Below are 19,089 nucleotides of genomic sequence, written 5' to 3' on the forward strand. Positions count from 1 at the left end.
CCTGAATGTCTGATCTTTCCGCACACACCCCGATGATGCAGCAGTACTGGAAGCTGAAAAACCAGCACCCGGACCAGCTGATGTTCTACCGCATGGGCGACTTCTACGAAATCTTCTACGAAGATGCGAAAAAAGCCGCGAAACTGCTGGATATCACCCTGACCGCGCGCGGTCAGTCGGCCGGCCAGTCGATCCCCATGTGCGGGATTCCGTTCCATTCGCTGGAAGGTTACCTGGCCAAGCTGGTCAAGCTCGGCGAGTCGGTGGTGATCTGCGAGCAGATCGGCGACCCGGCCACCAGCAAGGGCCCGGTGGAGCGCCAGGTGGTGCGGATCATCACCCCGGGCACGGTCAGTGACGAGGCGTTGCTGGACGAGCGCCGCGACAACCTGATCGCCGCGCTGCTCGGCGACGAGCGCCTGTTCGGCCTGGCCGTGCTGGACATCACCAGCGGCAACTTCAGCGTGCAGGAAATCAAGGGCTGGGAAAACCTGCTGGCCGAGCTCGAGCGCCTGAACCCGGTCGAACTGCTGATCCCCGACGACTGGCCGCGTGACCTGCCGGCCGAGAAGCGCCCGGGCGCCCGCCGTCGTGCCCCTTGGGACTTCGACCGAGACTCGGCGCGCAAGGCCCTGTGCCAGCAGTTCGCGACCAAGGACCTCAAGGGCTTCGGCTGCGACAAGCTGACCCTGGCGATCGGCGCCGCCGGCTGCCTGCTGACCTACGCCAAGGAAACCCAGCGTACCGCCCTGCCGCACCTGCGCAGCCTGCGCCACGAGCGCCTGGACGACACGGTGATCCTCGATGGCGCCAGCCGCCGCAACCTGGAGCTGGACATCAACCTGGCCGGCGGGCGCGACAATACCCTGCAGTCGGTGATCGACCGCTGCCAGACCGCCATGGCCAGCCGCCTGCTGAGCCGCTGGCTGAACCGCCCGCTGCGTGATCCGAAGACGCTGCAGGCACGCCAGGACTCGATCCGCTGCCTGCTCGACAGCTACCGCTTCGAGAAACTGCAGCCGCAGCTCAAGGAAATCGGCGATATCGAGCGGATCCTCGCCCGTATCGGCCTGCGCAATGCCCGCCCGCGTGACCTGGCACGCCTGCGCGATGCGCTCGGCGCCCTGCCCGAGCTGCAGAACGCCATGGCCGAGCTGGAAGCCCCGCACCTGGCGCGCCTGGCCGCCATCACCGGCACCTACCCGGAGCTGGCCAGCCTGCTGGAGCGGGCGGTCATCGACAACCCGCCAGCGGTGATCCGTGACGGCGGCGTGCTCAAGGCCGGCTACGACAACGAGCTCGACGAGCTGCTGGCGATCAGCGAGAACGCCGGCCAGTTCCTCATCGACCTGGAAGCCCGCGAGAAGGCCCGCACCGGCCTTGCCAACCTCAAGGTCGGCTACAACCGCGTGCACGGCTACTTCATCGAACTGCCGACCAGGCAGGCCGAACAGGCGCCAGGCGACTACATCCGCCGCCAGACCCTCAAGGGCGCCGAACGCTTCATCACCCCGGAGCTGAAAGCCTTCGAGGACAAGGCGCTGTCGGCCAAGAGCCGCGCCCTGGCGCGCGAGAAGATGCTCTACGACGCGCTGCTGGAAACCCTGATCAGCCACCTTGCCCCGCTGCAGGACAGCGCCGCCGCGCTGGCCGAGATCGACGTGCTGAGCAACCTCGCCGAGCGCGCGCTGAACCTCGACCTGAACTGCCCGCGCTTCGTCGAAGAGCCGTGCCTGCGCATCGAGCAGGGTCGCCACCCGGTGGTCGAGCAGGTGCTGACCACGCCGTTCGTGGCCAACGACCTGGGCCTGGACAACAGCACGCGCATGCTGATCATCACCGGCCCTAACATGGGCGGTAAATCCACCTACATGCGCCAGACCGCACTGATCGTGCTGATGGCGCACATCGGCAGCTTCGTGCCGGCGGCCAGTTGCGAGCTGTCGCTGGTCGACCGTATCTTCACCCGTATCGGCTCCAGCGACGACCTGGCCGGCGGGCGTTCGACCTTCATGGTCGAGATGAGCGAAACCGCCAACATCCTGCACAACGCCACCGACCGCAGCCTGGTGCTGATGGACGAGGTCGGCCGCGGCACCAGCACCTTCGACGGCCTGTCGCTGGCCTGGGCCGCCGCCGAGCGCCTGGCCAACCTGCGTGCCTACACGCTGTTCGCCACCCACTACTTCGAGCTGACCGTGCTGCCGGAGAGTGAACCGCTGGTGGCCAACGTGCACCTGAACGCCACCGAGCACAACGAGCGCATCGTCTTCCTGCACCACGTGCTGCCTGGCCCCGCCAGCCAGAGCTATGGCCTGGCGGTAGCCCAGCTGGCCGGCGTGCCACAGCCGGTGATCCTGCGCGCCCGTGAACACCTGGCCCGTCTGGAGACCACCAGCCTGCCACATGAGCAGCCGGTGGTGCAGAAGGCCAAGGATGAGCCGCATGTCCCGCACCAGAGCGACCTGTTCGCCAGCCTGCCACACCCGGCCATCGAGAAGCTGGGCAAGCTGGACCTGGACGACATGACCCCGCGTCAAGCTATCGAAATGCTATATCAACTAAAGAACCTGTTATAACGGCGCCCACTACAAGCTGATAGAATCCGCCGCGGTTTGCTGGTGCTGCAGGTTATTAGCCTGGCCTGCAGCCACATGCCCGTAAACCGCGCGGCCCCGAGAGGAAGGGCCGCCGCCGTCGCCTGAGGAGAGAACTAGAAATGACCTTCGTCGTCACCGACAACTGCATCAAATGCAAATACACCGACTGCGTGGAAGTCTGTCCGGTGGACTGCTTCTACGAAGGCCCGAACTTCCTGGTGATTCACCCGGACGAGTGCATCGACTGCGCCCTGTGCGAGCCTGAGTGCCCGGCCCAGGCGATCTTCTCGGAAGACGAGATTCCAGCCGGCATGGAGAACTTCATCGAGCTCAACGCCGAGCTGGCAGAAATCTGGCCGAACATCACCGAGCGTAAGGACGCCCTGCCGGACGCTGAAGAGTGGGACGGCAAGACCGGCAAGATTGCCGACCTGGAGCGCTAAGCGCACCGGAAACGAAAAAGGCCCGCGAGGGCCTTTTTTCGTTTCTGCCAGGCAAAAAAAAGGGGCGGTTTGACCCGCCCACATTTTTTTCCGTAGTCCCTGCTTGTCCCAAACATCGTCCTTAATGAAATCGCTTCTTGCGACGTCCCTGGCCTTCTTCCTGAAAGCCTGTGCATGTCCGTGTGCACAGTTCGAATACTAGCGATTTCCCTGAGGCGGGCAACTGCGAGATCTCTCAAGATATTACCGGGGACACACTTCCACACATCTAGAAAATTCTTTGATTTCAGCTAGTTATGATTTTGCAGTAGGTGAAAACGACATTGATTTACTGCTGGTTACACGGATAGCTTACAGAACGAGTAAGCAAAGGCTTACACGCTATGCATCTGGGGTAGCGTCATACACCTTGTCTGCCTCCAGTTTTTCACTCTCCTGCCCTGGCCTCTTCGCGGGTAAACCCGCTCCCACAGGCTTGATGGAGGGCTCCAGAGCGGTGCTGTACCTGTGGGAGCCGGTTTACCCGCTCCCACAGGCTTGATGGAAGGCTCAAGAGCGGTGCTGTACCTGTGGGAGCCGGTTTACCCGCTCCCACAGGTTTGATGGAAGTCTCAAGAGCGGTGCTGTACCTGTGGGAGCCGGTTTACCCGCTCCCACAGGCTTGATGGAAGGCTCCAGAGCGGTGCTGTACCTGTGGGAGCCGGTTTACCCGCTCCCACAGGCTTGATGGAAGGCTCAAGAGCGGTGCTGTACCTGTGGGAGCGGGTTTACCCGCGAAGAGGCCGGCACAGAATTGCACGGATGGCACAAACAAAAGCGCCCCGAGGTCATCGGGGCGCTGGGCAAACGGTACAGCCAGGCTTACTGGAACAGCGACTCGCTGGACAACCCGTTCTTCTCGAGGATCTCGCGCAGGCGCTTGAGCCCTTCTACCTGGATCTGCCGTACCCGCTCGCGGGTCAGGCCGATCTCCAGGCCAACATCCTCCAGGGTGCTGCTCTCATGCCCACGCAGGCCAAAGCGACGTACCACCACCTCGCGCTGCTTGTCTGTGAGCTCGCCCAGCCACTGGTCGATGCTCTGCGACAGGTCATCGTCCTGCAGCAGTTCGCACGGGTCGGTCGGGCGGTCGTCGGTCAGGGTGTCGAGCAGGGTCTTGTCCGAGTCCGGGCCCAGCGACACGTCCACCGAAGACACCCGCTCGTTCAGGCCGAGCATGCGCTTGACCTCGGCGACCGGCTTTTCCAGCAGGGTGGCGATTTCTTCCGGCGAGGGTTCGTGATCGAGCTTCTGGGTCAGCTCCCGCGCAGCGCGCAGGTAGACGTTGAGCTCCTTGACCACGTGGATAGGCAGGCGGATGGTGCGGGTCTGGTTCATGATCGCCCGCTCGATGGTCTGGCGGATCCACCAGGTCGCATAGGTCGAGAAGCGGAAGCCGCGCTCCGGGTCGAATTTCTCGACCGCGCGGATCAACCCCAGGTTGCCTTCCTCGATCAGGTCGAGCAGCGACAAGCCGCGGTTCACATAGCGACGGGCAATCTTCACAACCAGGCGCAGGTTGCTTTCGATCATGCGCTTGCGGCCGGCAGGGTCGCCCTTTTGCGACAGGCGCGCAAAATGGACTTCCTCTTCCGGCGAAAGCAGAGGCGAGAATCCGATCTCGTTGAGATACAGCTGGGTGGCATCGAGCGCCCGGCTGTAATCGATGTACTTGTGTTGCTTGAGCGATGAGCCCGACTTGGCCCTCGTCCGAACCGAAGATACAGCAGGTTCGTCTGACACCACATCCGTTTCCAAAACGATGCCCGTCTCCATCAGGAGGACGTCATCGTCGATGTCAAACTCCGGCGCTTCTTTATTGAGAGCCATTGTTATAGTCCTTTGCTGAGTTCGAACTCAGACTCGAGCGGCACCTGGTTCCCTGGCATCGCTGGAGCCTGTCCCCTCTACATCACAGGAACAGGCCGGGTACAACGATCAACGGCGTGGCAGGAACTGGAGCGGATCGACGGGTTTGCCCTGGCGGCGAATCTCGAAATGCAGCTTCACCCGATCAGTGCCCGTGGACCCCATTTCAGCAATCGACTGCCCTGCCTTGACCTGCTGCCCCTCCCGAACCAACAGCCTGCGGTTGTGACCGTAGGCACTGACGTAGGTATCGCTGTGCTTGATGATGATCAGCTCGCCGTAGCCCCGCAAGCCACTCCCGGCGTAGACCACCGCACCATCAGACGCAGCAAAAACAGGCTGTCCCAAATCACCGGCGATATCAATGCCTTTATTCAAACTACCGTTTGAAGCGAATTTACCAATCAGCACGCCGTTGGCCGGCCACGTCCAACCACCCACGGCCCGCTCTGCGGCGGGCACCGTGGTAACCGCCGTGGCAGGCGCGGCGGGGGTTGTTGGCGTCGGTTTTCCGCCGTTTGCCGGAGGCGTGATAGGCGCGCCAACCGGGCGACGAATGACCGTGGTCTTGCTCGAGGAAGACGGGCTGGAGACCACCGTGGTACTGCCGGTCGAGCCGCTGTTGAAGCGGATGGCCTGGCCCGGGCGGATGGTGTACGGGGCAGGGATACCGTTGCGCGCGGCCAGCTCCTTGTAGTCCCAGCCGTAGCGGAAGGCGATGGAGAACAGCGTGTCACCCGGCTTGACGACGTACTGGCCGGAGGTCACGGTCGGCCGCTTGGGCGCGGCATTGTTGCGGTCGACCACGCGCGCGCCGCTCGAGCCGGTGCTCGAGCAGCCAGTCAGCAGGGTGCCCATGGCCAGTGCGATCACCAGAAACTTGAACACCGACCGATCCTTGCGCTGCCGAATGACTGTGTGCCCCACCCGCGCTCCCCTCGAAAAACCATAAGACGATATGCAATATTGTTGCAATTATAACCAAGCCATACGGCATTGGCAGGGTTCAGGCCCCGCCAGATAGACAGGGCCGCCGCCGAAGAATTCGTTGCCGGCGCAAATATTCCTGGTGGCTCAGGCCAACGGGCCGTTGAGCAATGGCACGAAACGCACCGCGCCGAGCACGCGCCGAGAGAAGCCATGCTCCTCGCGCACGATCAGCATCAGTTGCTGCACCTCACCCGCCGGGCCCACCGGGATCACCATGCGACCGCCAGGCGCCAGCTGGTCGAGCAGCGCCTGCGGCACTTCCGCAGCCACCGCGGTGACGATGATGCCGTTGTACGGTGCCAGCGCCTGCCAGCCATCGCAACCGTCACCCCAGCGGAATACCACGTTGCGCAGGTTTAGCTCGACCAACCGCTCCTTGGCGCGGTCCTGCAGGACCTTGATCCGCTCCACCGAGAACACCCGCTCCACCAACTGGGCCAGGATCGCCGTCTGGTAGCCGGAGCCGGTGCCGATCTCCAGCACCTTGTCCAGCGGCCCGGCCTCCAGCAGCAGCTCGCTCATGTGCGCCACCATGAACGGCTGGGAGATGGTCTGGTTGTGCCCGATCGGCAGCGCCGTGTCTTCATAGGCACGGTGCGCCAGCGCCTCGTCGACGAACAGGTGGCGCGGCGTGCGACGAATCACGTCGAGTACCTTGGGGTTGGCAACGCCTTCCTCGCTCAGGCGCTGGATCAGCCGCTCGCGGGTGCGCTGCGAGGTCATGCCGATACCGCCCCGGCGCTGCAGATCGTCCTGGTCGCGCATCAGAGCAGGCCCTCCAGCCAGCCGTCGAGCTGCTCGAAGGCGTCGTTGAAGGTGCGGTCGAGCTGCAACGGCGTGATCGACACGTAGCCCTGCATCACCGCGTGGAAATCGGTGCCCGGCCCGCCGTCCTCGACGTCACCGGCGGCGGCGATCCAGTAGCCTTCCTTGCCCCGCGGGTTGACCACCTTGCTCGGCGCCGCCGCCCGCGCCCGGTGCCCCAGGCGGGTCAGCTGGATGCCACGGATGCGCTCCAGCGGCAGGTTGGGGATGTTGACGTTGAGCACCGTGCGCGGCGGCAGCTGCAGGCGCGGCAGCGCTTCCACCAGGCGGCGGGCGACATGGGCCGCCGCCGGCAGGTTGTCGGGCAGGCGCGACACCAACGAGAACGCCAGCGAGGTGCCGCCCAGGAAGCGGCCCTCGAGCGCGGCGCCCACCGTGCCGGAATAGATCACGTCATCACCCAGGTTGGCACCCAGGTTGATACCCGACACCACCAGGTCCACAGGCTCCGGCAACAGGCCGTTGAGCCCCAGGTGCACGCAGTCGGTCGGCGTGCCGTTGAGGCCGATGAAGCCGTTGGGCAGGGCCTGCGGATGCAGCGGCCGGTCCAGCGTCAGCGAACTGCCGGCGCCGCTCTTGTCTTGGTCCGGGGCGATCACCACGCACTCGGCATAATCCGCCAGCGCACCGTGGAGCGCGGCGAGGCCAGGTGCCGTAACACCGTCGTCATTCGAAATCAGAATACGCATGGGCTGTCCGTCTGCCCTGCCGGCACCAGATCGACGAGTTCGCGCACCACCACGGTGGCGAAGCATCCGGCCGGAAGGACGAATTCCAGTTGCAGGATATCAGGCTCGGGATAATGCCACGTCAGGCCGCCAATAGGGAGCCGGAGGATGCGCCGTTCGTGATCCATGCCCGCCAGGGCCAGCCATTGGCACAGCGCTGGATGGCGCTCGGCGATGGCCGTTTCCAGCGCACCGGTGGCGCCGGCGGCGGGCGACGGGCCTTCGCCCCACATCGGGCCGGTCGGATGCAGGTCCAGAATCGCCAGGCGTGGATCCGAACATTCCTGCTCACCTGCAGGAAAAAAGCTACGACTGTCAGTGAACGCCAACAGGTCGCCGACCTGCGCACGTTGCCAGCTGCCATCGGCCACGCGGGCCGCCAGCAGCTGGTTGAACACATAACTGCGTGCCGCCGAGAGCAGCCGCGAACGCGTGTTGCGCTGCTCCGGCAGGGCCTTGCGCGCCGCCCAGTCCTGGGCATCGTGGACGTTGCCGCCGGCGAAACCGAAGCGCTGGCCGCCAAAGTAGTTGGGCACGCCGTGCTGCTTGAGCGCTGCAAGGCGCGCATCCAGGGCCTGGCGGTCGGCGGCCAGGGCGGTCAGGCGCAAGGTGAAACCGTTGGCCGAATGGGCGCCACGCTGCAGCTTGCGCTGGTGGCGCACCTGCTTGAGCACCCGCAGGGTCTGGTCTTCGGCACGCGACAGGTCAGGGTCGGCCTTGCCCGGCAGGTGCAGGCTGAACCACTGGCGCGTAAGGGCCTGGCGGTCCTTGAGGCCGGCGTAGCTGATGCTGCGCACCGGCACCCCGGCAGCACGGGCCAGGCGGCGGGCGGCTTCCTCGGTGTTGAGGTCGCGCTTCTCCACCCACAGCCACAGGTGCTCGCCCTGGCCGGACAGCGGGATGTCGAGGACCTCATCGACCTGGAAGTCTTCGGCCACGGCCTTGAGCACGGCAGTGCCGAGGGATTCGCCCGATGCGCGCGGGCCCAGCAGTTCCAGTTCGGTCATGCTGGCAGCAACAGGGCGACCGAATGCACGGCGATGCCCTCCTCGCGGCCGCAGAAGCCCAGTTTTTCGGTGGTGGTGGCCTTGACGTTGACCTGGTCGAGCTCGACCTGCAGGTCTTCGGCGATCAGCTGGCGCATGGTTTCGATGTGCGGGGCCATTTTCGGCGCCTGGGCGACGATGGTGGCGTCGACGTTGCCGACCTTCCAGCCCTTGGCGCGGACCACCGCGACCACGTGCCGCAGCAGCACGCGGCTGTCGGCCCCCTTGAACTGCGGGTCGGTGTCGGGGAAGTGCTTGCCGATGTCACCCAGCGCGGCGGCGCCGAGCAGGGCATCGCTCAGGGCGTGCAGCAGCACGTCACCATCGGAATGGGCCAGGAGGCCGTATTTGTGGGGGATACGCACCCCACCCAGGGTAATGAAATCACCGTCGCAGAAACGGTGCACATCGTAGCCGTGGCCAATACGCATAGAAAAACGCCCTGATTGAGTCAGGGCGTGATTCTACCTGCTTTGCAGGCGCTTTGGCGGCTTTTGGACCAGGCCGTTACACCCGCCCCAGTGCCATCGCATGATGGCGCAGGTGCTCGTCGATGAAGCTGGCGATGAAGTAGTAGCTGTGGTCGTAGCCAGGCTGCAGGCGCAGGGTCAGGGCATGGCCGCCCTTGCGTGCGGCCTGCTCCAGCGCCTCGGGCTTGAGCTGCTTCTCGAGGAAGTCGTCGCGGTCGCCCTGGTCCACCAGCAAGGGCGGACACTCGCCGGCCGGGGTCTCGGCCAGCAGCACACTGGCATCCCACTCGCGCCAACGCGCACGGTCTTCACCCAGGTAGCGGCTGAAGGCCTTCTCGCCCCACGGGCAGTCCATCGGGTTGCTGATCGGCGAGAACGCCGACACCGAGCGGTAGCGCCCCGGGTTGCGCAAGGCGCACACCAGCGCGCCGTGGCCGCCCATGGAGTGGCCGCTGATGCTGCGCTGCTCGGACGCCGGGAAGTGCGCCTCGATCAGTGCCGGCAGCTCCTGCACCACATAGTCGTGCATGCGGTAGTGCTGGGCCCAGGGTTGCTGGGTGGCGTTCAGGTAGAAACCGGCGCCGAGGCCGAAGTCGTAGGCACCCTCAGGATCGCCCGGCACCTGCTCGCCACGCGGGCTGGTGTCGGGGGCGACGATGATCAGCCCGAGTTCGGCGGCCAGGCGCTGGGCGCCGGCCTTCTGCATGAAGTTCTCGTCGGTGCAGGTGAGGCCGCTGAGCCAGTACAGCACCGGCAGCTTCTCGCCCTGCTCGGCCTGCGGCGGCAGGTAGACGGCGAACACCATGTCGCAGCCCAGCACCCTGGAGTGATGCCGGTAACGCTTGTGCCAGCCGCCGAAGCTCTTCTGGCAGGAGATGTTATCCAGGCTCATGGCTGACCTCAGAAGTGGATCACGCTGCGGATGCTCTTGCCTTCGTGCATCAGGTCGAAGGCCTTGTTGATGTCTTCGAGGCCCATGGTGTGGGTGATGAAGGTATCCAGCGGAATCTCGCCCTTCTCGGACATTTCCACGTAGCTCGGCAGCTCGCTGCGGCCACGCACGCCGCCGAACGCCGACCCGCGCCAGACGCGGCCGGTCACCAGCTGGAACGGACGGGTAGCGATTTCCTGGCCGGCACCGGCAACGCCGATGATCACCGACTCGCCCCAGCCCTTGTGGCAGCATTCCAGGGCCGCGCGCATCAGTTGCACGTTGCCGATGCACTCGAAGGAGAAGTCCACGCCGCCGTCGGTGAGGTCGACGATCACTTCCTGGATCGGGCGGTCGTAGTCTTTCGGGTTGATGCAGTCGGTGGCGCCCAGCTGGCGGGCAATCTCGAACTTGGCCGGGTTGATGTCGATGGCGATGATGCGCGAGGCCTTGGCCTTGACCGCACCGATCACCGCCGACAGGCCGATGCCGCCGAGGCCGAAGATGGCCACGGTGTCACCCGGCTTGACCTTGGCGGTGTTGAGCACCGCACCGATACCGGTGGTGACGCCGCAACCGAGCAGGCAGACCTTTTCCAGCGGCGCTTCCTTCTGGATCTTGGCCACGGAGATTTCCGGCAGCACGGTGTACTCGGAGAAGGTCGAGGTGCCCATGTAGTGGAACAGCTGCTGGCCCTTGTAAGAGAAGCGCGTGGTGCCGTCCGGCATCAGGCCCTTGCCCTGGGTGGCACGGATGGCCTGGCACAGGTTGGTCTTGCCCGAGAGGCAGAATTTGCACTTGCCGCACTCCGGGGTGTACAGCGGGATCACGTGGTCACCGACGGCCACCGAGGTGACGCCCTCGCCCACCGCCTCGACGATCGCCCCGCCTTCATGGCCGAGGATCGACGGGAAGATGCCTTCCGGGTCGGCACCCGACAGGGTGTAGGCGTCGGTGTGGCAGACACCGCTGGCGACCACGCGCAGCAGCACTTCGCCGGCCTTGGGCATGGCCACGTCGACTTCGACGATTTCCAGGGGTTTCTTGGCCTCGAAGGCGACGGCGGCACGGGACTTGATCATCAAAGGGACTCCAGAAAGAAGATCGATTCAGTGCCCCAGTGTAAAGCAGGCGCTTTTGGTGAATAATCCGGGCAAAGTCAAAACATTATTGCCACACAGGGATAATCCATGAGCAGCCGCTGGGAAGGCATCGACGAATTCGTCGCCGTGGCAGAAATGGGCCAGTTCACCGCGGCAGCCGAGCGCCTGGGTGTGTCGTCGTCGCATATCAGCCGGCAGATCGCCCGCCTGGAAGAGCGCCTGCAGACCCGCCTGCTGTACCGCAGCACCCGGCGGGTGGCCCTGAGCGAGGCCGGGCAGACCTTCCTGCAGCATTGCCAGCGCCTGCAGGACGGCCGCGAGGAGGCGCTGCGGGCCATGGGCGACCTGGCCAGCGAGCCCAAGGGGCTGCTGCGCATGACCTGCGCGGTGGCCTACGGCGAGCGCTTCATCGTGCCGCTGGTGACGCGCTTCATGGCGCTGTACCCGCAGCTGCGGGTGGAGGTGGAGCTGAGCAACAGCACACTCGACCTGCTGCATGAAGGCATGGACCTGGCGATCCGCCTGGGCAGGCTTGCCGACTCGCGGCTGGTGGCCACCCGCCTGGCACCGCGGCGCATGTACCTGTGCGCCTCACCCGCTTACCTTGAACGCTACGGGCGACCGCACAGCTTGTCGGAACTGGCCCGGCACAACTGCCTGATCGGCAGTTCGGACCTGTGGGCATTGCAGCAGGATGGCCGCGAGATCAGCCAGCGGGTGCAGGGCAACTGGCGCTGCAACAGTGGCCAGGCGGTGCTGGATGCGGCGTTGCAGGGGATCGGCCTGTGCCAGTTGCCGGACTACTACGTGCTCGAGCACTTGCACAGCGGCGCGCTGGTGTCGTTGCTGGAGGGGCACCAGCCGCCGAACACGGCGGTGTGGGCGTTGTATCCGCAGCAGCGGCATCTGTCGCCCAAGGTTCGCCGGCTGGTGGATTATCTGAAGGAAGGGTTGGCGGGGTTGCCGGAGTACAGGCAGGGTTGATGTGCCGGCGCTAACGGCCTCTTCGCGGGTAAACCCGCTCCCACAGGGACAGCACAGACCTCACGACCGGTGCAAATCCTGTGGGAGCGGGTTTACCCGCGAAGAGGCAGGCACAGGATATCAACGCCGCCCCGCCCAGCGTTGGCGCAACCACTCCAGGTCTTCGGGCCGGGTGACTTTGATATTGTCACTGCGCCCTTCGACTAGCCGCGGCGCCTGCCCCGACCATTCGATGGCCGAGGCTTCATCGGTCACCACCACATCCGACACCAGACACTCGGCGAGCGCCCGGTGCAACGCCCCCAGGCGGAACATCTGCGGCGTGTACGCCTGCCAGATGGTGCTGCGATCCACCGTCGCCGCGACGCGACCCTGGGCATCGGCCCGCTTGAGCGTGTCACGCGCAGGCACTGCCAGCAGCCCACCGACCGGATCATCGGCCAGTTCCGACAACAATTTGTCCAGGTCACTGCGTGCCAGGTTCGGCCGCGCGGCATCGTGCACCAGCACCCAGTCGCTGTCCGCCGCGCCCCGGGCATGCAGCATCAGCAAGGCATTGAGCACCGAGTCGGCACGCTCTTCACCACCCGGCGCACGCTGGATGCGTGGGTCGCTGGCGCAATGCAGGGCCGGCCAGTAAGGGTCATCTTCGGCAACGCTGACCACCACGCCCTTGAGCGCAGGGTGGCCAAGAAAACAGTCGAGGCTATGCTCGAGAATCGTCTGCCCGGCCAGCTCCAGGTATTGCTTGGGGCGGTCGGCAGCCATGCGGGCACCCACGCCCGCAGCAGGAATCACGGCCCAGAAGGCCGGTAGCGTTTCAATCATTTTTGCGGCAGCTGGAAGAGGGTTTCGCCCTCTTTGACCATTCCCAGTTCATGACGAGCCCGTTCTTCGACGGTCTCCATACCTTTCTTCAGCTCCAGCACCTCGGCATCGAGCACGCGGTTACGCTCCAGCAGCCGTTCGTTCTCGGCATGCTGTTCGTCGATCTGCTGCTTGAGCTCGGTCACTTGCGCCAGGCTGCCGTTACCCACCCAAAGGCGGTACTGCAGGCCACCGAGCAGCAGGAGCAGGACAAGGAACAACCAATAGGGACTGCGCATCAAGGTATCCAGGTTAAAGACCGCACTCGGGCGTCATATAGCACGAAGCCTGGCCGAGGCCAGGCTTCGTCGACAGAAACCCGCATGAAGCGTCGGAGGATTCAGTACGAAAGTTCAGTACTAAAGGCCCGACAGCCTCGGCTGCTGTCTTTTTACCATCTCTTGCTTAGCCGCGAAACTCGGCACGACCACGGTAAACCGCTTTGGCACCCAGTTGCTCTTCGATGCGCAGCAGTTGGTTGTACTTCGAGACGCGGTCGGAGCGGCACAGCGAGCCGGTCTTGATCTGGCCGGCAGCGGTACCCACGGCCAGGTCGGCAATGGTCGAGTCTTCGGTTTCACCGGAGCGGTGCGAGATCACTGCGGTGTAGCCGGCAGCCTTGGCCATCTGGATGGCTTCCAGGGTTTCGGTCAGCGAGCCGATCTGGTTGAACTTGATCAGGATCGAGTTACCGATGCCCTTCTCGATGCCTTCCTTGAGGATCTTGGTGTTGGTCACGAACAGGTCGTCGCCGACCAGCTGTACCTTCTCACCGATCTTGTCGGTCAGGATTTTCCAGCCGGCCCAGTCGGACTCGTCCAGGCCGTCTTCGATCGAGATGATCGGGAAGCGCTCGGTCAGGCCTTTCAGGTAATCGGCGAAGCCTTCGGCGTCGAACGACTTGCCTTCACCGGACAGGTTGTACTTGCCGTCTTCGTAGAACTCGGAAGCCGCGCAGTCCAGGGCCAGGGTCACGTCGGTGCCCAGCTTGTAGCCGGCTTTTTCCACGGCTTCGGCGATGGCGCCCAGGGCGTCTTCGTTGGAAGCCAGGTTAGGGGCGAAACCACCTTCGTCACCGACGGCGGTGTTCAGGCCACGGGCCTTGAGCACGGCTTTGAGGTGGTGGAAGATCTCGGTGCCCATGCGCAGGCCATCGGAGAAGGTCTTGGCGCCAACCGGCTGCACCATGAACTCCTGGATGTCGACGTTGTTGTCGGCGTGCTCGCCACCGTTGATGATGTTCATCATCGGAACCGGCATCGAGTACTGGCCCGGGGTGCCGTTGAGGTTGGCGATGTGCGCGTACAGCGGCAGGTCCTGGTCCTGGGCGGCGGCCTTGGCAGCAGCCAGGGACACGGCCAGGATGGCGTTGGCGCCCAGCTTGGCCTTGTTCTCGGTGCCGTCCAGTTCGATCATGGCGCGGTCCAGAGCCTTCTGGTCCGAAGGATCCTTGCCCAGCAGCAGCTCGCGGATCGGGCCGTTGATGTTGGCGACGGCCTTCAGCACGCCCTTGCCCAGGTAACGGCTCTTGTCGCCATCACGCAGCTCCAGCGCTTCGCGCGAGCCGGTGGAAGCACCGGACGGCGCGCAAGCGCTGCCGATGATGCCGTTGTCGAGCAGTACATCGGCTTCCACGGTGGGGTTGCCACGCGAATCGAGAACTTCACGACCTTTGATGTCGACGATTTTTGCCATTGTTGTAAGCACTCCAGAATTGACGAAAACAACGCAGCTTTAGGGAATTCTTGCCTTTCACCGGGCGGGGATGCAGCAGGCAGGCCTGGCAAAAGCAGCCCCTGACCGAGCGGTCAGGGGCAGATTGGGGCGTACTTTACCCGAGAAATGAGCCTTGCGCGGTTTTAACCGTCGGAAAACTCATCAAAGACCTGAAAAAATCAGGCCTTGTTCTTCTGGGCCAGGGCCGCCTTGACGAAGCCGCTGAACAGCGGGTGACCGTCACGCGGGGTGGAGGTGAACTCCGGGTGGAACTGGCAGGCAACGAACCATGGGTGATCCTTGGCCTCGACCACTTCGACCAGCGCGCCGTCCTCGGAACGACCGGAAACCACCAGGCCGCCATCGACCAGTTGCGGCAGCAGGTTGTTGTTCACTTCATAACGGTGGCGGTGACGCTCGGTGATGATGTCCTTGCCATAGCAGTCGTGAACCTTGGAACCGGCAGCCAGCTGGCAGTCCTGCGCGCCCAGGCGCATGGTGCCGCCCAGGTCGGAGGCTTCGGTACGGGTCTCGACGGCACCGGTGGCATCGGCCCACTCGGTGATCAGGCCGACTACCGGGTGGCCGCTGTTGCGGTCGAACTCGGTGGAGTTGGCGTCTTTCCAGCCCATCACGTTACGGGCGAACTCGATCACGGCCACCTGCATGCCCAGGCAGATGCCCAGGTACGGCACCTTGTTCTCACGGGCGTACTGCACCGCGGTGATCTTGCCTTCCACGCCGCGCAGGCCGAAACCGCCCGGCACCAGGATCGCGTCGGCGCCTTCGAGCAGGCTGGTGCCCTGGTTCTCGATGTCTTCGGAATCGATGTAGCGCAGGTTGACCTTGGTGCGGTTGGTGATGCCGGCGTGGCTCATCGCTTCGATCAGCGACTTGTACGCGTCCAGCAGTTCCATGTACTTGCCGACCATGGCGATGGTGACTTCCTGCTCAGGGTTGAGCTTGGCGTCCACCACCTTGTCCCACTCGGACAGGTCGGCGCTGTTGCACTGCAGGCCGAAGCGCTCGACGACGAAGTCGTCCAGGCCCTGGGCGTGCAGTACACCTGGGATCTTGTAGATGGTGTCGACGTCTTCCAGCGAAATGACCGCACGCTCTTCGACGTTGGTGAACAGTGCGATCTTGCGGCGCGACGAGGCATCGACCGGGTGGTCGGAGCGGCAGATCAGCACGTCCGGCTGCAGGCCGATCGAGCGCAGTTCCTTGACCGAGTGCTGGGTCGGCTTGGTCTTGGTTTCGCCAGCGGTGGCGATGTACGGGACCAGGGTCAGGTGCATCAGCATGGCGCGCTTGGAGCCCACTTCGACACGCAACTGACGGATCGCCTCGAGGAACGGCTGCGACTCGATGTCGCCCACGGTACCGCCGATTTCCACCAGGGCCACGTCGGCATCGCCGGCGCCCTTGATGATGCGACGCTTGATCTCGTCGGTGATGTGCGGGATGACCTGGATGGTCGCGCCCAGGTAGTCACCACGACGCTCCTTGCGCAGCACGTGCTCGTAGATGCGGCCGGTGGTGAAGTTGTTGTTCTGGGTCATGGTGGTGCGGATGAACCGCTCGTAGTGACCCAGGTCGAGGTCGGTCTCGGCGCCATCGTGGGTGACGAACACTTCACCGTGCTGGAACGGGCTCATGGTGCCCGGATCGACGTTGATGTACGGATCCAGCTTGAGCATGGTGACCTTCAGGCCCCGCGCTTCCAGGATGGCCGCCAGGGAAGCCGAGGCAATGCCTTTCCCCAATGAAGAAACAACACCGCCCGTGACGAATATGTAGCGCGTCATGAAAAACCCTAGAAGTCTGCGTTAAGGCGGCCAGCGCCGCCGGAGAAAGCGAAGGAAGGCCGAAGCCCCCGATCACCCGCGTCAATCACAGTGCATCTCGAAAAACTGCCGCGTCTGTACAGACCGGGGGCATCCCCGGCATGGAGCTCGCTCGTCATTTCCAGAATCAGCCCAGCAAAAAACTGCTTGGTAATCGGCAACTGCTGTGTTTCCGGGGAAGCCACAGAAGTTGTATCAAGAAGGGAGGGTAGTCTACCGGAATGTACCCTTCAGCTCAAACCTTGCGCGTTCGTCGGCGGTTGCCAATGCAACTGGCAATTCGCCTGCGCCAGTTCGGGCAGGTTGGCCACCGCCAGCAGGCGTTCGCCGCAATACAGCAGCGGCAGGCGCGGGCGCACGAAGTGCGGGACGTGCAGCTCGTTGAGCAGGCGCTTGAGGTCGCGCCGGCCGCGGCCCGGGATCTCCAGTACTTCGCCGCCCTGGCGGTAGGCGACGTGCAGTGGCCCGAGCGGCCCGGCGACATCAAGACGCACGCTGCCATTGGCCGGCAACGCCAGCGCCACACCCGGGTCGACCCAGGCATGCTCGCCCGTGGGTTGCTGCAGCCAGTCGCCACTCAACCACCAGATGCGGCCATGGCTGCGCACCAACCGACCGTCGGCAAGCCGCCAGACGGGCTGCGCATCCACGGCAGCCTCGCGCAGGTCCGCCCAGCCTGCCCAGTGGCGAGTATCCGGCAGGCGGGTTCGGCTGCCGAGCCAGTGTCGCAGGGCATTGCGCTGGCGGGCCGGCGACAGCCCGGCGAGCACGCTCAGGTCCAGTGAGTCCAGGCCACCCCAGGCAGGCGCAGCGCCCTCCCCGGCCGAGGCCAGATCGCTCGACGCCAGTTCATCGAGCAAGCCAAGCGCCTCGCCCAGATGCTCGGCGCAGCGGGCGAAGTTCTGGGTTGCCTGCGGCCAGCGCCGCTGCAAAGGGGGGAACACCTCGGCGCGCAGGTAGTTGCGGTCGAAGACGCTATCGGCGTTTGAAGGATCGTCGATCCACGCCAGCCCATTGCCAGTGGCGTAGTCGTGCAACTGCTCGCGCGCGATGCCCAGCAATGGCCTGGCCAGGCTGCCCTGCCCCAGCGGCCGCCGCGAAGGCATCGCCGCCAGGCCGCGCAGGCCGGCACCACGCAGCAGACGCAAGAGCAAGGTTTCGGCCTGGTCGTCGCGGTGCTGGGCGGTGAACAGGATGTCGCCGGGGCCGAGGACCTGCGCGAAGGCGGCGTAGCGGGCCTCTCGGGCAGCTTGTTCCAGGCTTGCACCGGAAGCGACCTGAACATGGATGACCTGGAGTTCGATACCGAGCTGATCGCAAATGGCTTGGCAATGACCAGGCCAGGCGTCGGCGGCGGATTGCAGGCCGTGGTGAACATGCAGCGCGCGCAGTGGCGGGGATGGGTGGTTGCGGGCGTGGTTGGCCAGCAGGTGCAGGAGGACGGTGGAGTCGAGGCCGCCGGAGAAGGCGATGTACCAGGTGGGGGCGTTGAGCCAGGGAGTGAGGTTGATCATCGGACCCTCGCCCATTTCAAGAATGCATTCGCGGGCAAACCCGCTCCCACAGGTATTGCGCTGCCTTTCGGTTCGGCGCGGTTCCTGTGGGAGCGGGTTTACCCGCGAACACCGGCGAAGCCGGTGCCATGAAACACCGGGGCCGCAGGACGGCCCCGGGACCTATCAGAGGCCGTAGCTCATCAGGCGGTCGTAACGACGGGCCAGCAGCGCGTCGTTGTCGAGCTTGCCGAGCATGTCCAGTTGCTGCACCAGGTCGGCGCGGATGCTTTCGGACATCTTGGCCGGGTCACGGTGAGCGCCGCCCAGCGGCTCCGGGATGACCTTGTCGACGATGTTCAGGCTCTTCAGGCGCTCGGCGGTGATGCCCATCGCTTCCGCGGCATCGGCAGCCTTGTCGGCAGTCTTCCACAGGATCGAGGCGCAGCCTTCCGGCGAGATCACCGAGTAGGTGGAGTACTGCAGCATGTTCAGCTGGTCGCACACGCCAATGGCCAGTGCGCCGCCCGAACCACCCTCACCGATCACGGTGGCGATGATCGGGGTCTTCAGGCGCGCCATCACGCGCAGGTTCCAGGCGATCGCCTCGCTCTGGTTGCGCTCTTCGGCGTCGATGCCCGGGTAGGCGCCCGGGGTGTCGATGAAGGTCAGGATCGGCATCTTGAAGCGCTCGGCCATTTCCATCAGGCGGCAGGCCTTGCGGTAGCCCTCGGGGCGCGGCATGCCGAAATTGCGGCGGACCTTCTCGCGCACTTCACGGCCCTTCTGGTGGCCGATGACCATGACCGGCTTGCCGTCCAGGCGCGCAGTACCACCGACGATGGCGGCGTCGTCGGAGAAGTGACGGTCGCCGTGCAACTCTTCGAATTCGGTGAAGATGTGCTCCAGGTAGTCCAGGGTGTATGGACGACGTGGATGACGGGCCAGACGGGCGATCTGCCAGCTGGTCAGGTTGCCGAAGATGCTTTCGGTCAGGGTGTTGCTCTTGTCTTGCAGACGGGCAATTTCATCGCTGATGTTCAGCGAGTTGTCGTTGCCTACCAGGCGCAGGCCTTCGATCTTGGCTTGCAGGTCGGCAATCGGCTGTTCGAAATCGAGAAAATTCGGGTTCATAGTC

The 19,089-nt window shown here is 64.5% G+C and carries 17 protein-coding genes; 3 read left to right on the forward strand and 14 right to left on the reverse strand.

Annotated features, from left to right (window positions below; translation table 11 throughout):
• The first annotated feature begins 5 nt into the window (after positions 1-5).
• Complete coding sequence (gene mutS, locus ACIP21_RS16505; RefSeq protein ID WP_400689432.1) at positions 6-2,579, forward strand: DNA mismatch repair protein MutS; 2,574 nt, start codon at positions 6-8, stop codon at positions 2,577-2,579.
• 140 nt (positions 2,580-2,719) lie between these two features.
• Complete coding sequence (gene fdxA, locus ACIP21_RS16510; protein WP_051097441.1) at positions 2,720-3,043, forward strand: ferredoxin FdxA; 324 nt, start codon at positions 2,720-2,722, stop codon at positions 3,041-3,043.
• 861 nt (positions 3,044-3,904) lie between these two features.
• Here the strand turns inward: fdxA and rpoS are convergent.
• The 8 genes from rpoS to ACIP21_RS16550 all read right to left on the reverse strand — a co-directional run bounded on the left by rpoS (position 3,905) and on the right by ACIP21_RS16550 (position 11,023).
• On the reverse strand, positions 3,905-4,912 hold the full coding sequence (gene rpoS / locus ACIP21_RS16515) for an RNA polymerase sigma factor RpoS (RefSeq protein WP_400689435.1): 1,008 nt from the start codon (positions 4,910-4,912) through the stop codon (positions 3,905-3,907).
• Positions 4,913-5,020: 108 nt separating this feature from the next.
• Positions 5,021-5,878 carry a peptidoglycan DD-metalloendopeptidase family protein gene (locus ACIP21_RS16520; protein WP_400689438.1) on the reverse strand — a complete coding sequence of 286 codons (858 nt, stop codon included), beginning with the start codon at positions 5,876-5,878 and terminating at the stop codon, positions 5,021-5,023.
• A 147-nt stretch (positions 5,879-6,025) separates the two neighbouring features.
• Positions 6,026-6,664, reverse strand: a complete 639-nt coding sequence (locus ACIP21_RS16525) for a protein-L-isoaspartate(D-aspartate) O-methyltransferase (protein WP_400689505.1) — start codon at positions 6,662-6,664, stop codon at positions 6,026-6,028.
• 41 nt (positions 6,665-6,705) lie between these two features.
• A complete protein-coding gene (gene surE / locus ACIP21_RS16530) occupies positions 6,706-7,455 on the reverse strand; it encodes a 5'/3'-nucleotidase SurE (RefSeq protein WP_400689441.1) in 750 nt (249 codons plus the stop codon).
• Positions 7,443-8,501 (reverse strand): tRNA pseudouridine(13) synthase TruD, encoded by a 1,059-nt coding sequence (gene truD, locus ACIP21_RS16535; protein WP_400689444.1) that lies wholly within the window; start codon positions 8,499-8,501, stop codon positions 7,443-7,445. The genes surE and truD overlap by 13 nt, the downstream gene beginning before the upstream one ends.
• Positions 8,498-8,971 carry a 2-C-methyl-D-erythritol 2,4-cyclodiphosphate synthase gene (ispF, locus tag ACIP21_RS16540; protein ID WP_400689446.1) on the reverse strand — a complete coding sequence of 158 codons (474 nt, stop codon included), beginning with the start codon at positions 8,969-8,971 and terminating at the stop codon, positions 8,498-8,500. The genes truD and ispF overlap by 4 nt, the downstream gene beginning before the upstream one ends.
• A gap of 76 nt (positions 8,972-9,047) precedes the next feature.
• Positions 9,048-9,902 carry an S-formylglutathione hydrolase gene (gene fghA / locus ACIP21_RS16545; protein ID WP_400689449.1) on the reverse strand — a complete coding sequence of 285 codons (855 nt, stop codon included), beginning with the start codon at positions 9,900-9,902 and terminating at the stop codon, positions 9,048-9,050.
• An 8-nt stretch (positions 9,903-9,910) separates the two neighbouring features.
• Positions 9,911-11,023 carry an S-(hydroxymethyl)glutathione dehydrogenase/class III alcohol dehydrogenase gene (locus tag ACIP21_RS16550; RefSeq protein ID WP_016712915.1) on the reverse strand — a complete coding sequence of 371 codons (1,113 nt, stop codon included), beginning with the start codon at positions 11,021-11,023 and terminating at the stop codon, positions 9,911-9,913.
• A gap of 108 nt (positions 11,024-11,131) precedes the next feature.
• Here ACIP21_RS16550 and ACIP21_RS16555 point away from each other — a divergent pair, with 108 nt between their 5' ends.
• Positions 11,132-12,028, forward strand: a complete 897-nt coding sequence (locus tag ACIP21_RS16555) for a LysR substrate-binding domain-containing protein (RefSeq protein ID WP_400689452.1) — start codon at positions 11,132-11,134, stop codon at positions 12,026-12,028.
• 120 nt (positions 12,029-12,148) lie between these two features.
• On the opposite strand, the gene ispD is transcribed toward ACIP21_RS16555, so the two are convergent.
• The 6 genes from ispD to accA all read right to left on the reverse strand — a co-directional run bounded on the left by ispD (position 12,149) and on the right by accA (position 19,085).
• Positions 12,149-12,856 carry a 2-C-methyl-D-erythritol 4-phosphate cytidylyltransferase gene (gene ispD / locus ACIP21_RS16560; protein WP_400689455.1) on the reverse strand — a complete coding sequence of 236 codons (708 nt, stop codon included), beginning with the start codon at positions 12,854-12,856 and terminating at the stop codon, positions 12,149-12,151.
• Positions 12,853-13,134 (reverse strand): cell division protein FtsB, encoded by a 282-nt coding sequence (ftsB, locus tag ACIP21_RS16565; protein WP_008099637.1) that lies wholly within the window; start codon positions 13,132-13,134, stop codon positions 12,853-12,855. Before ftsB ends, ispD begins: the two co-directional genes overlap by 4 nt.
• Positions 13,135-13,300: 166 nt before the next feature.
• Positions 13,301-14,590, reverse strand: coding sequence for a phosphopyruvate hydratase (gene eno, locus ACIP21_RS16570; protein ID WP_400689457.1), 1,290 nt, complete (start codon positions 14,588-14,590; stop codon positions 13,301-13,303).
• A gap of 200 nt (positions 14,591-14,790) precedes the next feature.
• Entirely contained in the window at positions 14,791-16,419 is a 1,629-nt protein-coding gene (locus ACIP21_RS16575) for a CTP synthase (protein WP_079229451.1), read from the reverse strand.
• A gap of 269 nt (positions 16,420-16,688) precedes the next feature.
• Entirely contained in the window at positions 16,689-17,972 is a 1,284-nt protein-coding gene (gene tilS / locus ACIP21_RS16580) for a tRNA lysidine(34) synthetase TilS (protein WP_400689459.1), read from the reverse strand.
• 165 nt (positions 17,973-18,137) lie between these two features.
• Positions 18,138-19,085: an acetyl-CoA carboxylase carboxyl transferase subunit alpha gene (accA, locus tag ACIP21_RS16585; protein WP_400689462.1), complete on the reverse strand. Its 948-nt coding sequence runs from the start codon at positions 19,083-19,085 to the stop codon at positions 18,138-18,140.
• Positions 19,086-19,089 lie beyond the last annotated feature (4 nt).

This window comes from Pseudomonas sp. NPDC089401 (genome assembly GCF_044749485.1).
In the GTDB taxonomy this organism is placed as follows: domain Bacteria; phylum Pseudomonadota; class Gammaproteobacteria; order Pseudomonadales; family Pseudomonadaceae; genus Aquipseudomonas.